Genomic DNA, 14,903 nt, shown 5'->3' on the forward strand with positions numbered 1-14,903 from the left:
CCTACTTCTGGAGGGGCTGGTTGAAGCCGTTGTCGCCGACCCATTTCTGCGCGGCCTCATCCGGGTCGACACCCTGATTGCCCTCGACCGCGGAGTTCAGCTCGATGAGGGCCTCGGTGGTCAGCTTCGCGCTCACCGCGTCGAGCACCGACTTGAGCTCGTCGGACTTCTTCTGCGAGGCGACCAGCGGCACCACGTTGGCCGCCAGGAAGTTGTTCTTCGGATCCTCCAGCACCACCAGATCGCTCAGTTCGATCGCCGGTGACGTGCTGAAGATGTTGGCCGCCGTCACCGTGCCGTCGGTCAGCGCCCGCACCGTCGCCGGCCCGCCGCCGTCGCTGATCGCCACGAAATTCGCCGGGGCGATGTCGAGCCCGTACTTCTCCTTCAGCCCGGGCAGGCCCTCGGCGCGGCTGAGGAACTCCGAGGGACCGCCGAATTTCACCTCGGGCGAGTGCGCGGCGAGATCGCCGATCGTCCTGAGGTTCCACCGCTGCGCCGTCTGAGCCGACACCGCGACGGTGTCCATGTCTTCGGCCGGAGAGGGATACAGGATCGACAGATCGCCGGGCAGCGCCCGCAGCAACTCGAGTACCACCGCATCCGGGGTGGTCACCGTGGTGCCTTCGTCGAAGTACTGCAACAGGTTCCCGGTGTACTCGGGGATCAGGTCGATCGAATGGTCCTGCACCGCAGGGATGTACGTCTCGCGGCTGCCGATCCCGAACTGCCTGCTGATCTCGAAACCGTTGGCCTCCAACGCCTGGGCATAGATCTCGGCGATGATCTTGGATTCGGTGAAGTCCGCCGACCCGACGGTGACCGTCTTCAGGTCACCCGAGATCTCGCCGCCGCCGAGCGGGTTCGAGCTGCCACACCCGACCAATGCCAACGTCGCCGATGCCAGAAGGGCCGCCAGCCGGGTGACGCCCCGCCTGCGACTGCGCGTGCTCGCCATTCGGAAGTCCTCTCGGCAGTGGGCTCGTGCGGGTGGCTCTTGCGGACATTAGCGGGATGCGGGCCGGTGCGCCGTCCTTTACCTCACCGGTAGCTGGTTTCGTGGACCGTCCGAACGGGCAGATATGAGCTATGAGCACCGATCCGTACGGGCCGTCAGCAGGGCGTGAGCCGCAGGGCTACGACCCGCCGAATCCCGGGCCACCGGTCCCGGGGGACTACCCGGTCGCGGATCGCACCCCGCCCGACCTCAAGAAGGTGCACTTCACCAGGGCAGCAGCGCTGTGGACGTCGGTGATCGTCGGCCTGCTCATCCTGATCGTGCTGCTCATCTTCATCGCCCAGAATACCGAGTCGACGACGCTGGAGTTCTTCGGCTGGCAGTGGAATCTGCCGCTGGGTGTGGCAATCCTGCTCGCCGCGGTGTGTGGCGGTCTGATCGCGTCGCTCGCCGGGGCCGCGCGGCTGTTCCAGCTGCGCCGCGCCGCGAAGAAGAACTACAGAGCCGCAATGCGCTGAGTCTCAGGCCAGCGCTTCGAGACCCGCTGCGATCAGCGGCGCGACCGCGTCGCCGACGTTGTCCTCGGTGCCGCCCATCCGGGCGCGGAACGCGATCCCCGCGGCGATGATCGCCAGCTTGAAGTACGCCAGCGCCATGTAGAAGTCCCAGTGCGCCAGCGGCTGACCCGACGCCGTCGCATAGCGCTGCGCCATCTCGTCGCCGGTCGGCAGCAGTTCCGACGTCCACGCCGCGTCACTGTGCACGTAGTTGAACATCGGGTTGCGGTACACGCACATCAGCGCCGCGTCGCTCAGCGGATCGCCGAGCGTGGACATCTCCCAGTCGAGCACCGCGCGCACCGTGGTGGCGTCGGTCGGGTCGAGGATCGTGTTGTCAATGCGGTAGTCGCCGTGCACGATCGACGCGCGGGTCTCGGCAGGCACCCGTTCGCCGAGCGCGGCGTGCAGCGTGTGCACGTCGGCATCGCGCGGGTCGTCGTCGAGGCGCACGTGGCTCCACTGCGAACCCCACCGCCGCACCTGGCGTTCGAGGTACCCGCTGGGCTTGCCGAAATCGCCGAGCCCGACGGCGGCCGGATCCACCGCGTGCAGTTCGGCCAGCACCCGGATCAGCTCGTCCACGCAGGCGTCGATCGTGGCCTTGTCGCCGAGGGCCTCGAGTTCGTCGGCGCGACGGATGACGCGCCCCTCAACGTGCTCGACCATCTGGAACGGGGCGCCGAGTACCGAGTCGTCGTTGCGCATCGTGATGGCGCGGGCCACCGGGACCGGGGTGCCGGCGAGGGCGGCCACCACGCGGTACTCGCGGGCCATATCGTGCGCCGACGGGGTGAGGCCGTGCAGCGGCGGGCGGCGCAGCACCCACTTCGACGCGTCGTCGAACACCAGGAACGTCAGGTTCGAGCGGCCGCCCGCGATCAGCTCGGCCCGCAGCGCACCGTCGCGGGCGATGCCCTCAGAACGCAGATGCCGGTCGAGTGCGTCGAGGTCGAGGCCCTCGAGAGTCGGAGACGTCATGGCGATCTGTCTACCACCGGCCCGATGGGCGGCTCGCGCGAGCGCTCACCACCGCAGGTTTCGCGGCAGCAGGTCCCATACGTGCTCGGTCCCGTTGACCGACGCCACCGTGAGCTGCCCGGCCCGCGAGGACCACAGCAGCCGGGTCACCGAGGCGTAGTCGACGTGGAAGGACAGCAACTTCTCGGTGCCCAGTACCCGATGCAGCAGCGCGTTGATCACCCCGCCGTGGCTGAACACCGCGACGGTGTCCTCGCGATCGGCGGCCGTCACGAGGTCGTCGACGGCGGCGAAGATGCGCGCCGTGAACGCCTCCTCGTCCACCCCGCTGGGCAGCTTGCCGTTCATCAGCCGCTCCAACTCCTGCGGGTTCTCCCGGGCGATCTGCTCGATCGGGATGTAATGCGGCAGGTCGCGGTCGTATTCGGCGAGGCGTTCGTCGACCTCGGTCTGGATGCCCAGTGCGTCGGCGACCGGCTGCGCGGTCTGCACGGCGCGTCGCTGCGGGCTGCTCACCAACCGCGTGATGGGAAACCGCGCCAGCGCGTCGGGCAGCCGCTTGGCCTGTTCGATGCCCTCCTCCGACAGGACGGGATCAGAGCCTTCACCGGGTTCGCTGCGCAGAGGCAGCGCATGTCTGACCAGAAGCAGTTGCACCGTGACACCATATGGGCCCATGGGTTACGCCGACGATCTGTTCGATCTCAGTGGCCGCGTCGTGCTCGTCACCGGCGGCAGCAGGGGCCTGGGACGCGAGATCGCGTTCGCCGCGGCCCGGTGCGGAGCCGACGTCGTGATCGCCAGCCGGTCGCTGGAGAGCTGTGAGGCGACGGCCGCCGAGATCGCCGAGGCGACGGGCCGCACCGCGATGCCGTACGGCGTGCACGTCGGGCGCTGGGATCAACTCGACGGGTTGGTGGACGCGGTCTACGAGCGGTTCGGAAAGCTCGACGTGCTGGTCAACAACGCCGGCATGTCGCCGCTGTACGACTCGCTGACGTCGGTGTCGGAGAAGCTGTTCGACGCGGTGTTCAACCTCAACGTCAAGGGCCCGTTCCGGTTGGCGGCGCTGGTCGGTGAGCGGATGGTGGCCGACGGTGGCGGGTCGATCGTCAATGTCAGCTCGAGCGGTTCGCTGCGACCGGATCCGTCGATGCTGCCGTACGCCGCGGCGAAAGCCGGGCTCAACACGATGACCGAGGGACTGGCCAAGGCGTTCGGCCCGACGGTGCGGGTCAACACGCTGATGGCCGGGCCGTTCCTCACCGACATCAGCAAGGCGTGGAACTTCTCCGAGGTGTCGAAGCCGTTCGGCCACCTGGCTCTCGAGCGGGCCGGTGAGCCGTACGAGATCGTCGGCGCCGCACTGTTTCTCATGTCGGACGCGTCGAGCTTCACGACGGGTTCGATCCTGCGGGCCGACGGCGGGCAGCCGTAGGTGTGCGCCGCTACGGCGTGACGATGTCGAACGCCGGGTCCGGCCGGTCCAGCATCGCCAACAGCGACGGCAGCGCGCCGGAGTCACCGACGATCTCGATGCCGGGCGAATCGGTGTCCCCCGCCGCGAATGCCAACAGCCGCAACGTGTTCGCCAACCGGACGGTGGCCTGCGCGCTCGACGGGTCGGCCGCCACCTTCCGGTACACCAACACCCCGTTGCGCAGCGTCAGGCGGTAGTTGTCGCCGGTGTGGAGGAACGTCACATCGGTCGCGATGTCGAGGTCCCAGGCCCGCGGGCCGTTCACACTGATGGCCAGCACGTCGAACATCTGCTCCGGCGTGAGCTGCGACAGCATCGACGGCGACGTGACCTGCGTCGGAGTGCCGAAATTGCCGTCGCGCAGTTCCGTCGCACCGGAGAGGTAGAAGTTGCGCCAGGTGGCGTTCTCCGCCCCGTAACCCAACTGTTCGAGGGTGTCCGCGTACAGCTTCCGCGCCCCGGCGTGCTGCTCATCGGTGAACATGGCGTGATCGAGCAGCGTTGCCGCCCAACGGAAATCACCGATACCGAACGCCTCGCGCGCCAGCTCCACCAGGCGGTCCAGCCCGCCGATGGCCGCGACGTACCGCGGCCCCAGCGCTCGCGGCGGATGCTGCCACAGCCGGGCCGGGTTCCCGTCGAACCAGCCCATGTAACGCTGGTAGACCGCCTTGACGTTGTGGCTCACCGAACCGTAGTAGCCGTGCGCGTGCCAGGCTCTCTCCAGTGCCGGCGGCAGCGCGAAGTCCTCCGCGATCTCGATGCCCGTGTGACCCTGGTTGAGCCGATGCAATGTCTGGTCGTGCAGGTAGGCGTACAGATCCCGTTGCAGCGACAGGAAATTCGCGATGCGCTCACGGCCCCACGTCGGCCAGTGGTGCGACGCGAACACCACGTCGGCCCGGTCGGAGAATGTGTCGATGGCCTCGGTGAGATAGCCCGCCCAGCCATGCGGGTCGCGCACCAGCGCACCGCGCAGGGTCAACAGATTGTGCAGATTGTGGGTGGCGTTCTCCGCCATGCACAATGCGCGGAACCCGGGGAAGTAGAAGTGCATCTCGGCGGGCGCCTCGGTGCCGGGCGCCATCTGGAACTCGATCTCGACGCCGTCGACGGTGTGCGTCTCGCCCGTCGCGGCGATGTCGAGCGTCGGCACGATCACCGCCACCTCACCGGTCGACGTGCGCTGCCCCAGCCCGCACCCGACCTGCCCGGCCGGCCCGACGCCGAGCATCGTGCCGTACATGTACGTCGCGCGCCGCGCCATCGCCGTACCGGCGTAGACGTTCTCGGCCACGGCATGATCGATGAACCCCACCGGGGCGATGACCGGCACGCGGCCCGCATCGACGTCGGCCTGGCTGGTCACCCCGAGCACACCGCCGAAGTGGTCGACGTGGCTGTGGGTGTAGATGACCGCGGTCACCGGCCGCTCACCGCGGTGTTGCCGGTACAGCGCCAGCGCGGCGGCGGCGGTCTCGGTGCTGATCAGCGGGTCGATGACGATGACACCGGTGTCCCCCTCGACGAATGTGATGTTCGACAGGTCCAAGCCGCGCACCTGGTAGATACCTTCGACGACCTCGTAGAGCCCCTGCTTGGCCGTCAGCGCCGACTGCCGCCACAGACTGGGGTGCACCGATGGCGGCGCCTCACCGCCGAGGAAGGCGTAGGCGTCGTTGTCCCACACCACCCGCCCGTCCGCGGCGGTGATCACGCACGGATCGAGCGCGGCGATGAATCCCCGGTCGGCGTCGGCGAAATCCGCTGTGTCGGCGAACGGCAGTGTGCTCAGGTGGTTCCGGTGCGCCGACTCGATGGTCGCGCTCGGTGGCTTCGGGTCCATGGCGATGACCCTGCCACCACGCCCGGTGCTTCGGTGGGAAACGGCGGCCGGTGCTCTACTCCGGGTTCTTCTCGCGCCACTCGCGTTCGAAGGGCAGCCGCCAGGCGCTCGGCGCGATGAGTTGGTGGATCGCGTTGGGACCCCACGTCCCTGGCTGATAGAGCTTCGCCGGCGGTGGATCCTCGAGCAGCGGGGTGGAGCGGTCCCACAGCGACTCGATGCCCGCGGCGGTGGTGAACAGCGTGTGGTCGCCGCGCATCGCGTCGAGGATCAGCCGTTCGTAGGCCTCCAGCACGTCACCGACCCGCCCGGTCTCCTGGGTCGAGAACTGCATGGACAGCTTGTCGAGCTTCATCCCCGGGCCGGGACGCTTGCCGTAGAACGACAGCGACACCTTCGAATTGTCGGCGAGGTCGAAGGTGAGGTGGTCCGGACCTTGGGACCCCACCCCCGAGCCGGCCGGGAACATCGAGCGCGGCGCCTCTTTGAACGCGATCGAGATGATGCGCTGCCCCTCGGCCATCTTCTTGCCGGTACGCAGATAGATCGGCACGCCGGCCCAGCGCCAGTTGTCGATGCCGACCTCGAGCGCGATGAACGTCTCGGTCTCCGAATCCGGCGCCACGCCCTCTTCGGCCCGGTAGCCGGCGTACTGACCGCGGATCACCTTGGCCGGGTCGAGCGGCAGCATCGACCGGAAGACCTTGTTCTTCTCCTCACTGATCGCCCGGGGCTCGAGCGCGGTCGGCGGTTCCATGACGACGAATGCCATCACCTGGAACAGGTGGGTGACCACCATGTCCTTGTAGGCGCCGGTGCTCTCGTAGAAGTTGGCACGCTGGTCGAGGCCGAGTTTCTCCGGGATGTCGATCTGGATGTGGTCGATGAAGTTGCGATTCCAGATCGGCTCGAACAAGCCGTTGGCGAACCGGAACGCCAGGATGTTCTGCGCCGCCTCCTTGCCGAGGAAGTGGTCGATGCGGAAGATCTGCGACTCGTCGAAGGTCTCGTGCACGAAGTCGTTGAGTTCCACGGCGCTGGCCAGGTCGGTGCCGAACGGTTTCTCCATCACCACCCGCGACCGGTCGACGAGGCCGGAGTCCTTGAGCATGGTGATGACGGCCTTGGCCGCCTTGGGCGGCACCGACAGGTAGTGCAGCCGCCGCGCGTCGGGGCCGAGTTCCTCTTCGGCCGCCTTCACGGCCGTGGCGAGCGCCTCGGGTCCGGCACTCTGCGGCACGTAGGAGATCCTGCAGGCGAAACCTTCCCATTCCTTGTCGGTGAGTTTGTGGCTGCCGAATGCGTCGACGGCCTCGCGGGCCACTGCCCGGAACTCGTCGCCGGACAGCTCTTCGAGCGACGTGCCGACGACCCTGATCTTCGGCGCCAGCGAGGACTGGACGAGATAGGCCATGCCGGGCAACAGTTTTCGTTTGGCGAGGTCACCGGTCGCACCGAACAACACGATGACGTGCGGGTCGAGTTTCTCGTCGGCGATCCGGTGCGGGCGCGCGCCGGGCGCCGGATACGCGATGGTCTGCGGGGATTCAGGGGCCACCCTGGCGATGATGTCACCATGAGTACTCGCCCGCAGAGGTTGTCAGCCCTGCTGTTCGGCGAGCCACCGTTCGGCGCGCCGCGTCGAGGCCCGCGACAGCCAGGCATCCTGGATCAGCTCCGTCAGCTCGTCCAGCCCGATCTGTCCGATCTGCGTGCCGCGCACCAGGACCGACAGGTGGCCGTCGAAGCGATCGCTGGTGAAGAACGGTGAATTCGGGTCCTGCACCAGCGACAGCTTGTCGGCCTCGGACTCCACCCAGATCATGATGACGTCGGGGTATTTTTCGCCACTGTCCGGATCGGCGGCGTCCGGTTGCGGGGTGCGGAAGAACACGAAGGACTTCCCGCCGACCTGATAGATCGCATTGCCCTTCGGGCCCTCTATGCGCTTGGTGTGCGGCATCGCGGCCGCGAGCGCGTGGACATCGTCCACCCGGGCGGGACGGTCAGGCACGCCGCTCCCCGCCCTTGGGGACGACGCCCTTGGGGACGACGCTCTTGGGGACGATGTTGTGCAGGACGACATCGGTGAGCGCACCGTCGGCGACGGTGGCGGTCATGTAGGTGCAGTACGGCTGGCGGCGGCGGTCGGTGGGCGAACCCGGGTTGAGTAGCCGCAGCCCACTGGCCGCGGTGGTGTCCCACGGGATGTGGCTGTGGCCGAACACCAGGACGTCGGTGTCCGGATAGAGCGCGGCCATCCGCGCGTCACGCCCGCCGGATGCCCCCGTCTCGTGCACGACGGTGAACCGCACCCCCTCCAACGTGACATCCGCGCGTTCGGGCAGGCGGCGGCGCAACTCGGCCCCGTCGTTGTTGCCCCAGCACCCGACCAGGCGGGCGGCCCGCTCCTCGAGCACGTCGAGCAGGTCGGGCTCCACCCAATCGCCGGCGTGGATCACCACATCGGCGCGCGCGACCTCGTCCCACACCACCGCGGGCAGGTCACGCGCCCGCTTGGGCAGATGGGTGTCGGCGATGAGCAGCAGCCGCATCGGTCACCCCGCCTGCAAGAGCTCGGCCATCTTGGGGATGACGGTCTGCAACGCCTTGAACGGGCGCAGCATCACCTTGAACGACGTGATCTCGTCGGCGTCGTTCCACTCGATCATGTCGATCCCGTTGACGTGGACACCGTCGATGTCGGCGACGAACTCGAGCACCGCCGACCGGTCGGCATACCACTGGTTGACGTAACGAAAGTTCTTTCCGCCGAACACTTTTGCGGCCGCGTTCAGGTAGGCGGCGGTCGTGTCGCGCCCTTCCTGGGGGGTGAACACCGCGGGTGAGTAGAACACCGCGTCGGGCGCCAGCAATGCCGTCACGTCGCCACCGTGGCCGCCGTCGATGAGGTCGAGCCAGCGCTGGATCACCGGGGGTGTCGTCATACCGTGGGAGATTACGCGGGGTTTGGCCGACCGAGGTGAGGGTAACCGCGCTGGCGTCGGGCCACTATTTCTGCAGGAGTTCACTTATGAGAGTTCGCCAGTTCGGTCGCTTCCTCGGCGCGGTGGTGATGACCACGTGGGCCGCCATGATCGGCGTGGCAGCGCCCTCTGCGTCCGCCCAGCCGTGCCCCGATGTCGAGGTGGTCTTCGCCCGCGGTTCCGGTGAGGCAGCGGGTGTCGGCGGCGTCGGCCAGTCGTTCGTCGACGCGCTGCGCGCCCAGGCCGCCCCGCGGACGGTCAACGTCTACGCGGTCAACTACGCCGCGTCGAACAATTTCGACGCCCGCGAGGACCTGGCCAGGACCGTTGTGGACGGGATCCGCGACGCCGGCAGCCGCGTCCAGACCATCGCCGATACCTGCCCGAACACCCGGATCGTGCTCGGCGGGTTCTCCCAGGGTGCGGTCGTCGCGGGGTTCGTGACCAGCTCGACCGTCCCGGACGCGGTGCCGGCGTCGTACCGCAACTCCGTCCCCCAGCCGCTCGCGGCCGAGGTCTCGGAGCACGTCGCGGCGGTCACCCTGTTCGGGCTGCCGTCGGCGGAGTGGCTCGGCACGTATGGCGCTCCCGGAGTCGTCATCGGTCCCCTCTATCAGCCGAAGACGCTCGAACTGTGCGCCGACGGCGACACCATCTGCAACGGCGCGCCCGGCGGACAGCCGAGCATCGCGCACGCGCTCTACGGGGTGAACGGGATGACGCAGCAGGCCGCCAGCTACGTGGTGGGCCGGTTGTAAGAAAGACCGCAACGCCGCCGACGCCGAGCCGCCAGGGGCTCAGCGTCGGCGGCGTTCTCATGTCCGGGGAAAAGAACGACTCCAGGGCGTGGTGCGTGCCGCGGGAGGAGCTTGAGTAGCCGTTGCAACTCAACCTCTCGGTTACGCGGCACCGGCGAGCCACCTCATCGGCGAGCGGTAGCTACACCAGCCTCCTAAGCGAACGGCCGAAGGATTTGGGAAACAATTAGTCCAGGCCACCGGTTGCTGTGACAGCACGCCGCGCTAAGGACAGAGCCGAAGGACCGTCCTGCTTAGCTCCGAGGGCCACGAGAACCAGTTGCTATTAACGAATGATTCTGGAAGCTGACGGCTGAGTCGCCCGTCAGCGTTCGGATTGAGATTACGAATAAACCAGTCGGCGATCTCCCTTAACCGCTCGACGTGCTCAAGAGCTCGGCTTCTGCCGATCCCCTCGTTCAGCCCATGGGCGATTTGATGCCGGCGAGCTACGGCCGCTGACAGGTCTCGTCTAAGGGATTGATCGTCTTCATCAATCCAGCGCTCGAAGTCGTCACGAAGCCGCAGGTCTAGGCGCCCAAGCAGGGTCAAGAGATTTTCGACGCTCGGATTTCGGCTCCTATCCATCCACGAAATAGAGAAATTTCGAACCGTACCGTAACTTGACTCTTGTATGTGTCCGCGGACGCAGTCGTGAACGACTTGCTCAAGGTATCCGACTGCCCGAAGCAACAGAAATCTGGTTAGCCACACCTCCTCGTCGTCGCTTCGAGCCATCGGCGGATTTGCGACCGAGTCGGACAGCATCAGAAGCTGCCTTTCCAGGCTCACTAGAGTATGCGGTGGCCACGAACTTCGGCTCATTCCGTTTCCGTACCGGCTTCCGATGCCATAATTCTAGTGACACCATTTATACGCGCTCGAACGTTTTCCTCACTTGTCGTCGACGATGCAGATGACATTTGCAACTCGCGATCCTGTCCGATCCGAATGAGCGCGGCACTAAGTCGCTGCGTAGATAGTGGCTCGCCAGACTCTAGTATTCGCATATAACCGACCATCACAGCTTCGAGTAGGGCTGCGTTCACCCTCTGGCCTGTCCTTCTGATAGCGTCGCGTACTCCTGCCGCATTAAGAGCAACCGCCGCGCCCTCGAATGCCTCGCGGATGTCGCTTATGGGGAAAGTCGTTAGCGTTCTGTGGTCACTCATAAAGGTGTTCAAGAACTTCTTGAGCGGAGAAAAGTACTCGTTCGATCTTGAGTACAGAGCGATGATGCGGAGAACCAGCTCCTGATCACGTAGCCGAGGAGACGGAGGACCGTAAATTCTACGCCAATCAGCCACTGAGTTGAGGTCCGTTAGCAGCCCGACGAGCGGCCCTGAGTAAAGAGCGATACGGATCTCATGAGCAGTTAACTGAGTTCCGCCCGAGTTCAGCCGTTCAAATATCTGGTAGACGGCGTCAAGCGAAGCGGGGCTGCCGTCAGTACGAACGATTGTCGCCTGTATGAATGTATTTCCTAGCATTCTGCGAAGCGGATCGTCCAAGGTTCTGTATGTCAAACCCTTAAACTGTTCGGCAACATTCGTCAAGGCAAACTCAACACCCCGGTACACGCCGTTGTAAAAGTACTGCAGAGTCTTTAGCCGTTGCTGGCCATCTAAGACCAAATAACGCTTATCAAGCTGTTGCACTAGCATTATCGCTGGTATTGGGTAGCCGAGTAGCAGAGATTCTATGAAGCGGTCCATCTGCGGACGTCGCCATACAAAACTCCGTTGAAAACCCGCAACCTCCAAATCTTCATCGGGATGCCCAAAGTTGGGAATGACAATGTCACCGCGATCGAGCCGGCGAACGAGCCCCTCGACGTCAAAGTCCGTGCCGGAGTATGAAATTGAGACGCTCTCCGCCTCCGCCTGCTCGATCTCGGCCACTTCTTCTTCGGTGAGCGTCGAGGGGTCCTCTGGCGTGTCACGTACATCACTTTCAGCGGTCATGCCAAGAGACTATCGGCCGCCCGAGCGCCGCAACGTCACCGAAGTAGAGCGCCCACACTTCAGGGATGGCGCCCTGCTCACGCTGGCTGACGGTTGACATGGCGGTGATTGATCTCTGTCACCGCTCTCGTGAAAACTAGAGGGTTCGCGCGTGTGTGAAGGCCCGTTTCCTTCGTTCCTCGGCAGCCTGTACAGGGCGGCGGCGTCGGTTAATCGGTCGTTGGCGCGGCCATAGAGCTGCGCTGGGGCCATCGTTGACCGACATATACGCAACGACGGCTTAGCTGCTTTTTGCTGCTTAGCGAACCTCGTATTGCCTCCATGTACGGCGGCTCGGAAAGGATCGACTGAAGCAACTGTCGAGCACCAGCCAAACACTGTCAGCCATCAGCCGACGTAATACACGTAATGAGTGCGCCCGAAGGGATTCGAACCCCTAACCTTCTGGCGTGAGCGCACCGTCCATCTCCGTCCGTAACCGAGCGTGAAAGTGCCGGTCTATCAGCTGGTATCACCGTTCACAGTCCGCAAGCGTCCGCCGTCGTACGCCCAATTTCGGGGGCGTTTGTGTCAGGAAAGTGGAGACTCCGGCGGATCATTCTGCCGACAGCTACGGCAAGGGGTCCGAAGCAGTCGTCATCGCCCTGCATGAGGCAGTGAAGCAGTTGGAGGCGTCTACCCGCGGGTCAAACCGTATGCCCAAGCCGTGATTGAACTCAGCCGAATGCGAAGCTGATCGTGCTGCTGCGGTTGGCTCCAGCCGGGGAACCACGCCTGGGCGTTGCTCAAATGTATATAGCTGGTGAGGTCCCAGCCATTCCGGATGGTCTGCTTCAGCCGGTCCGGCTCAGGCATGGGGTCCGCCCAGCGATCGAACGAGCGGCGCGCGACTGCCTCGGTCACGACCCTGACGTCTTCGTTATCAGAAGCACTCGCTTCCTCTCGAAGCTTGTCCGCTATCGACCGAAAGAACGCGTGGTTGGGGGCGATATGCCCTGAAGCTATCCCCCAAGGGAGGTACAGCGTCACCCCGAGACCAAACCCTATGTTGGCGACGCCAATAAGGTCTTGCAGTTCTGCGTCGGGTTTTGTAAACCAGTCGATCGCTGCCGTGAACTCCGGGGTAACGAAGCCGTCCACATCATCCCCACTGAGGGCGGGATCGTCATCGGCCTCCGTCATGAGACCCCGACGATTGTCCGCGGGCGTCCGAATACCGGGCCGGTCCCTTGCAAGTCGATCGACCCGATTGCAGCCACGAGATCTCGCACACTCTCAGTGGATACGTACAAGAGTCGAGAATGTCCCGACCAGCCTTCCTCGTGGGTCAACTCGGCATCGACGAGGGCGTGATCCGCCATTGACGGGAAACTGACGCCGTCGCCCTCAGGGATATCCTTGATTCGCTCACGCTGGAGCCATTCTTGAACCTCTCCCCACAGCCAAAGGCCACCGCCAGCCAGATACGTGGGACGCGGGAAGTTCTTCTGTCGATCACCTCGGACCCAGTTGTCCACCGTCTGGCGCCGCTTACCCAGGCGATCGGCTATTTCTCCGCGCGTCACGAGGTCTGGATAAGTCCGAAGCGGACGTAGGTCACATGCCGTCAGCGTGCCGATGGCCGCCCGTGCCGCCGCCACCGCGGTCGACCCCGTTACCAAAACGGAAACCAGTGTCAGCCCGCCGTGGGACTCCACCACCGCCTCCGCAGAGTCGTAAAGTCTGTCGATCCGCGGGTCACCAGGGTCGTCGATCTCCGGAACGACGAACACCCATTCGAATGATTGCTCGTCAAACATACTTAAGCATGCGTCGACCACGCCTTGTTGTCAACGGACCACAGCTGAGATAGACCTCACTGTAACCGCATCAATTGGTGCTGGTCAGGGCAGTGATTGACACTGCGGCGCAGCCTGCGTGCCTTCCAGGTCGGATTACCCGGGGTGCCGTCGACTCGAATGAACGGGGCGCGACCGCCACAAGGACAGTAGAGCGCGAAGCCGTGACCTTGCTTCCGGAGGGTGAATTGCCGTTCCACGACAGCCCACTCGACTACATCGAAGATGTCTTTGTGCAGCGTGCGACGAGCCTCGCTGAGGTCCGCCGGTTCCCAAGCCACCGGACGATGATGACAGGTTTGGCGGGTCAGTGAGTTCGGAGCGGCGTTACGGGTCGATCACCCGGAGCAAACCGTGACGGTGTAGCGACCCTTCGTCGTCTGCTCATCGACCACCGAACCATTCACCAGAAGCTGACACGACAGCACCGTGCCGTTCGTCTGCGCGCTGATCGAATGCATCTGATACGTCGCCTCACTCGAGAACGTCTGAGACCACGACGACGGTAGATCCATCACCGTCTGCATCTCATTCATCCCATCGAAGAAACTCGCCGACATGATCGGCGCATCCGACTTCAGCACATATGCGAAGCTCCCCGCGTTCGCCCCCGCAACAGGAGCGGACGCAACCGCAAGAATCACGCAGCTCGCGCCGATGATGAACTTCCCCATGACATCCCCCACTCGAAGGTCCTCCCCGACCCGTCAACGAGAGCATAACGCCACCCAAGGTTGATCACAGCAAAAGTCAGGAACCCTGCCAGGCTCCGCCCTTAGGGGTCGCTATAGCGTCTCGACGGAAGGCTCACCAGCGAACCATCTCCGCTGCGGCTACCGTTCAAACCGGAACGGCTACCGACGAGGAGAGACATGGCTATCGAGCAATTGTTATCTGTGGACGTGCCTGAAGGGCACATGCCCGTCACCGCTCAGATGCAGGAACTGATCACCACAGCACTCGCTGAGGACCCCGACAACTCCGGTGACAGCCCTCTGCTCGCCGTGCTCGCCCTCGCCATCTATCGGCTAGAGGGGCGGCTATTCGCGACGCAGGCCGAGATTCTGAAGGTGCACCACGCACTCCTGAACCTTCGGGCACACACGGTCGACCTTGAATCACGGATTATCGAAGCCGGGTTCGACCTGCCGCCAATCGAGTTTGAACTCGAACCCGTTGAAACACTCTTCGCTCCCGAAGACGACTGAAAGTCCTGCGCAGGAGCGAAATCCGTTGGCTTCGGTTCAGCGGATGGACGACTACCATCCGCTGAATGACGGGCCTCTCACCGTCAAACGCCGTTTTCCTCAAGCCACTCGGCAGCTGTCGTGTCCCGCACCGTCAGAGTGTCATCCGGGAACACCTTCACCCGCAGCCCCAACTGCCCGGGCCGACCCGCTCGCGGCAGCTTGGCCCATTCCGGTAGCCGATAGTGCGGCACCTCAACCGGGATCCCTAGAGGTGTAGCCAGCACGTCCGCCAAGTAGGCGTACAG

At 64.7% G+C, this 14,903-nt stretch carries 17 protein-coding genes; 4 read left to right on the forward strand and 13 right to left on the reverse strand.

What is annotated here, in order from left to right; all coding sequences use genetic code 11:
- Position 1: 1 nt before the first annotated feature.
- Positions 2 to 958 (reverse strand): ABC transporter substrate-binding protein, encoded by a 957-nt coding sequence (locus tag I7X18_RS25755; protein ID WP_193046795.1) that lies wholly within the window; start codon positions 956 to 958, stop codon positions 2 to 4.
- 131 nt (positions 959 to 1,089) lie between these two features.
- Here I7X18_RS25755 and I7X18_RS25760 point away from each other — a divergent pair, with 131 nt between their 5' ends.
- Positions 1,090 to 1,476, forward strand: coding sequence for a LapA family protein (locus tag I7X18_RS25760; protein ID WP_193046796.1), 387 nt, complete (start codon positions 1,090 to 1,092; stop codon positions 1,474 to 1,476).
- 3 nt (positions 1,477 to 1,479) lie between these two features.
- On the opposite strand, the gene I7X18_RS25765 is transcribed toward I7X18_RS25760, so the two are convergent.
- A complete protein-coding gene (locus I7X18_RS25765) occupies positions 1,480 to 2,496 on the reverse strand; it encodes a phosphotransferase family protein (protein WP_193046797.1) in 1,017 nt (338 codons plus the stop codon).
- Between the two features lie 45 nt (positions 2,497 to 2,541).
- Positions 2,542 to 3,153 carry a histidine phosphatase family protein gene (locus tag I7X18_RS25770; protein ID WP_193046798.1) on the reverse strand — a complete coding sequence of 204 codons (612 nt, stop codon included), beginning with the start codon at positions 3,151 to 3,153 and terminating at the stop codon, positions 2,542 to 2,544.
- A gap of 19 nt (positions 3,154 to 3,172) precedes the next feature.
- On the opposite strand from I7X18_RS25770, the gene I7X18_RS25775 reads away from it, so the two are divergent.
- Entirely contained in the window at positions 3,173 to 3,934 is a 762-nt protein-coding gene (locus tag I7X18_RS25775) for an SDR family NAD(P)-dependent oxidoreductase (protein ID WP_193046799.1), read from the forward strand.
- A gap of 10 nt (positions 3,935 to 3,944) precedes the next feature.
- Here I7X18_RS25775 and I7X18_RS25780 read toward each other — a convergent pair whose 3' ends face one another.
- The 5 genes from I7X18_RS25780 to I7X18_RS25800 are packed head-to-tail and all read right to left on the reverse strand — an operon-like array spanning position 3,945 to position 8,770.
- A complete protein-coding gene (locus I7X18_RS25780) occupies positions 3,945 to 5,822 on the reverse strand; it encodes an alkyl/aryl-sulfatase (RefSeq protein WP_193046800.1) in 1,878 nt (625 codons plus the stop codon).
- A 55-nt stretch (positions 5,823 to 5,877) separates the two neighbouring features.
- Positions 5,878 to 7,380 carry a glucose-6-phosphate dehydrogenase gene (gene zwf / locus I7X18_RS25785; RefSeq protein WP_193046801.1) on the reverse strand — a complete coding sequence of 501 codons (1,503 nt, stop codon included), beginning with the start codon at positions 7,378 to 7,380 and terminating at the stop codon, positions 5,878 to 5,880.
- 42 nt (positions 7,381 to 7,422) lie between these two features.
- A complete protein-coding gene (locus tag I7X18_RS25790) occupies positions 7,423 to 7,836 on the reverse strand; it encodes an MmcQ/YjbR family DNA-binding protein (RefSeq protein WP_193046802.1) in 414 nt (137 codons plus the stop codon).
- Positions 7,829 to 8,377 carry a metallophosphoesterase family protein gene (locus I7X18_RS25795; RefSeq protein ID WP_193046803.1) on the reverse strand — a complete coding sequence of 183 codons (549 nt, stop codon included), beginning with the start codon at positions 8,375 to 8,377 and terminating at the stop codon, positions 7,829 to 7,831. The genes I7X18_RS25790 and I7X18_RS25795 overlap by 8 nt, the downstream gene beginning before the upstream one ends.
- 3 nt (positions 8,378 to 8,380) lie before the next feature.
- Positions 8,381 to 8,770: a nuclear transport factor 2 family protein gene (locus I7X18_RS25800; protein WP_193046804.1), complete on the reverse strand. Its 390-nt coding sequence runs from the start codon at positions 8,768 to 8,770 to the stop codon at positions 8,381 to 8,383.
- An 86-nt stretch (positions 8,771 to 8,856) separates the two neighbouring features.
- Between I7X18_RS25800 and I7X18_RS25805 the strand changes: the two genes are divergently transcribed.
- Positions 8,857 to 9,567, forward strand: coding sequence for a cutinase family protein (locus I7X18_RS25805; protein ID WP_193046805.1), 711 nt, complete (start codon positions 8,857 to 8,859; stop codon positions 9,565 to 9,567).
- Positions 9,568 to 9,831: 264 nt separating this feature from the next.
- On the opposite strand, the gene I7X18_RS30155 is transcribed toward I7X18_RS25805, so the two are convergent.
- The 5 genes from I7X18_RS30155 to I7X18_RS25830 all read right to left on the reverse strand — a co-directional run bounded on the left by I7X18_RS30155 (position 9,832) and on the right by I7X18_RS25830 (position 14,082).
- Positions 9,832 to 10,431, reverse strand: a complete 600-nt coding sequence (locus I7X18_RS30155; protein WP_226863732.1) for a HEPN domain-containing protein — start codon at positions 10,429 to 10,431, stop codon at positions 9,832 to 9,834.
- The gene (locus I7X18_RS25815; protein ID WP_193046807.1) at positions 10,428 to 11,570 is read right to left on the reverse strand and encodes a DUF262 domain-containing protein; all 1,143 of its coding nucleotides are present in this window, start codon (positions 11,568 to 11,570) and stop codon (positions 10,428 to 10,430) included. The genes I7X18_RS30155 and I7X18_RS25815 overlap by 4 nt, the downstream gene beginning before the upstream one ends.
- Positions 11,571 to 12,245: 675 nt before the next feature.
- Positions 12,246 to 12,752, reverse strand: coding sequence for a GvpU-like protein (locus tag I7X18_RS25820; RefSeq protein ID WP_193046808.1), 507 nt, complete (start codon positions 12,750 to 12,752; stop codon positions 12,246 to 12,248).
- Positions 12,749 to 13,369, reverse strand: a complete 621-nt coding sequence (locus I7X18_RS25825; protein ID WP_193046809.1) for a helix-turn-helix transcriptional regulator — start codon at positions 13,367 to 13,369, stop codon at positions 12,749 to 12,751. The genes I7X18_RS25820 and I7X18_RS25825 overlap by 4 nt, the downstream gene beginning before the upstream one ends.
- 377 nt (positions 13,370 to 13,746) lie before the next feature.
- Positions 13,747 to 14,082 (reverse strand): MmpS family transport accessory protein, encoded by a 336-nt coding sequence (locus I7X18_RS25830; RefSeq protein WP_193046810.1) that lies wholly within the window; start codon positions 14,080 to 14,082, stop codon positions 13,747 to 13,749.
- A gap of 198 nt (positions 14,083 to 14,280) precedes the next feature.
- Between I7X18_RS25830 and I7X18_RS25835 the strand changes: the two genes are divergently transcribed.
- Positions 14,281 to 14,616 carry a hypothetical protein gene (locus I7X18_RS25835; RefSeq protein WP_193046811.1) on the forward strand — a complete coding sequence of 112 codons (336 nt, stop codon included), beginning with the start codon at positions 14,281 to 14,283 and terminating at the stop codon, positions 14,614 to 14,616.
- Positions 14,617 to 14,903 lie beyond the last annotated feature (287 nt).

Source organism: Mycolicibacterium baixiangningiae, assembly GCF_016313185.1.
Lineage (GTDB): Bacteria > Actinomycetota > Actinomycetes > Mycobacteriales > Mycobacteriaceae > Mycobacterium > Mycobacterium baixiangningiae.

Bases quoted from the DNA above. Each gene is read 5' to 3' on its own strand.
- I7X18_RS25825 (WP_193046809.1), bottom strand. From the start codon at position 13,369: ATGTTTGACGAGCAATCATTCGAATGGGTGTTCGTCGTTCCGGAGATC.
- I7X18_RS25780 (WP_193046800.1), bottom strand. From the start codon at position 5,822: ATGGACCCGAAGCCACCGAGCGCGACCATCGAGTCGGCGCACCGGAAC.
- I7X18_RS25765 (WP_193046797.1), bottom strand. From the start codon at position 2,496: ATGACGTCTCCGACTCTCGAGGGCCTCGACCTCGACGCACTCGACCGG.
- I7X18_RS25800 (WP_193046804.1), bottom strand. From the start codon at position 8,770: ATGACGACACCCCCGGTGATCCAGCGCTGGCTCGACCTCATCGACGGC.
- I7X18_RS25760 (WP_193046796.1), top strand. From the start codon at position 1,090: ATGAGCACCGATCCGTACGGGCCGTCAGCAGGGCGTGAGCCGCAGGGC.
- I7X18_RS25755 (WP_193046795.1), bottom strand. From the start codon at position 958: ATGGCGAGCACGCGCAGTCGCAGGCGGGGCGTCACCCGGCTGGCGGCC.
- I7X18_RS25815 (WP_193046807.1), bottom strand. From the start codon at position 11,570: ATGACCGCTGAAAGTGATGTACGTGACACGCCAGAGGACCCCTCGACG.
- I7X18_RS25820 (WP_193046808.1), bottom strand. From the start codon at position 12,752: ATGACGGAGGCCGATGACGATCCCGCCCTCAGTGGGGATGATGTGGAC.
- I7X18_RS25805 (WP_193046805.1), top strand. From the start codon at position 8,857: ATGAGAGTTCGCCAGTTCGGTCGCTTCCTCGGCGCGGTGGTGATGACC.
- I7X18_RS25835 (WP_193046811.1), top strand. From the start codon at position 14,281: ATGGCTATCGAGCAATTGTTATCTGTGGACGTGCCTGAAGGGCACATG.
- I7X18_RS25775 (WP_193046799.1), top strand. From the start codon at position 3,173: ATGGGTTACGCCGACGATCTGTTCGATCTCAGTGGCCGCGTCGTGCTC.
- I7X18_RS25795 (WP_193046803.1), bottom strand. From the start codon at position 8,377: ATGCGGCTGCTGCTCATCGCCGACACCCATCTGCCCAAGCGGGCGCGT.
- I7X18_RS30155 (WP_226863732.1), bottom strand. From the start codon at position 10,431: ATGAGCCGAAGTTCGTGGCCACCGCATACTCTAGTGAGCCTGGAAAGG.
- I7X18_RS25830 (WP_193046810.1), bottom strand. From the start codon at position 14,082: ATGGGGAAGTTCATCATCGGCGCGAGCTGCGTGATTCTTGCGGTTGCG.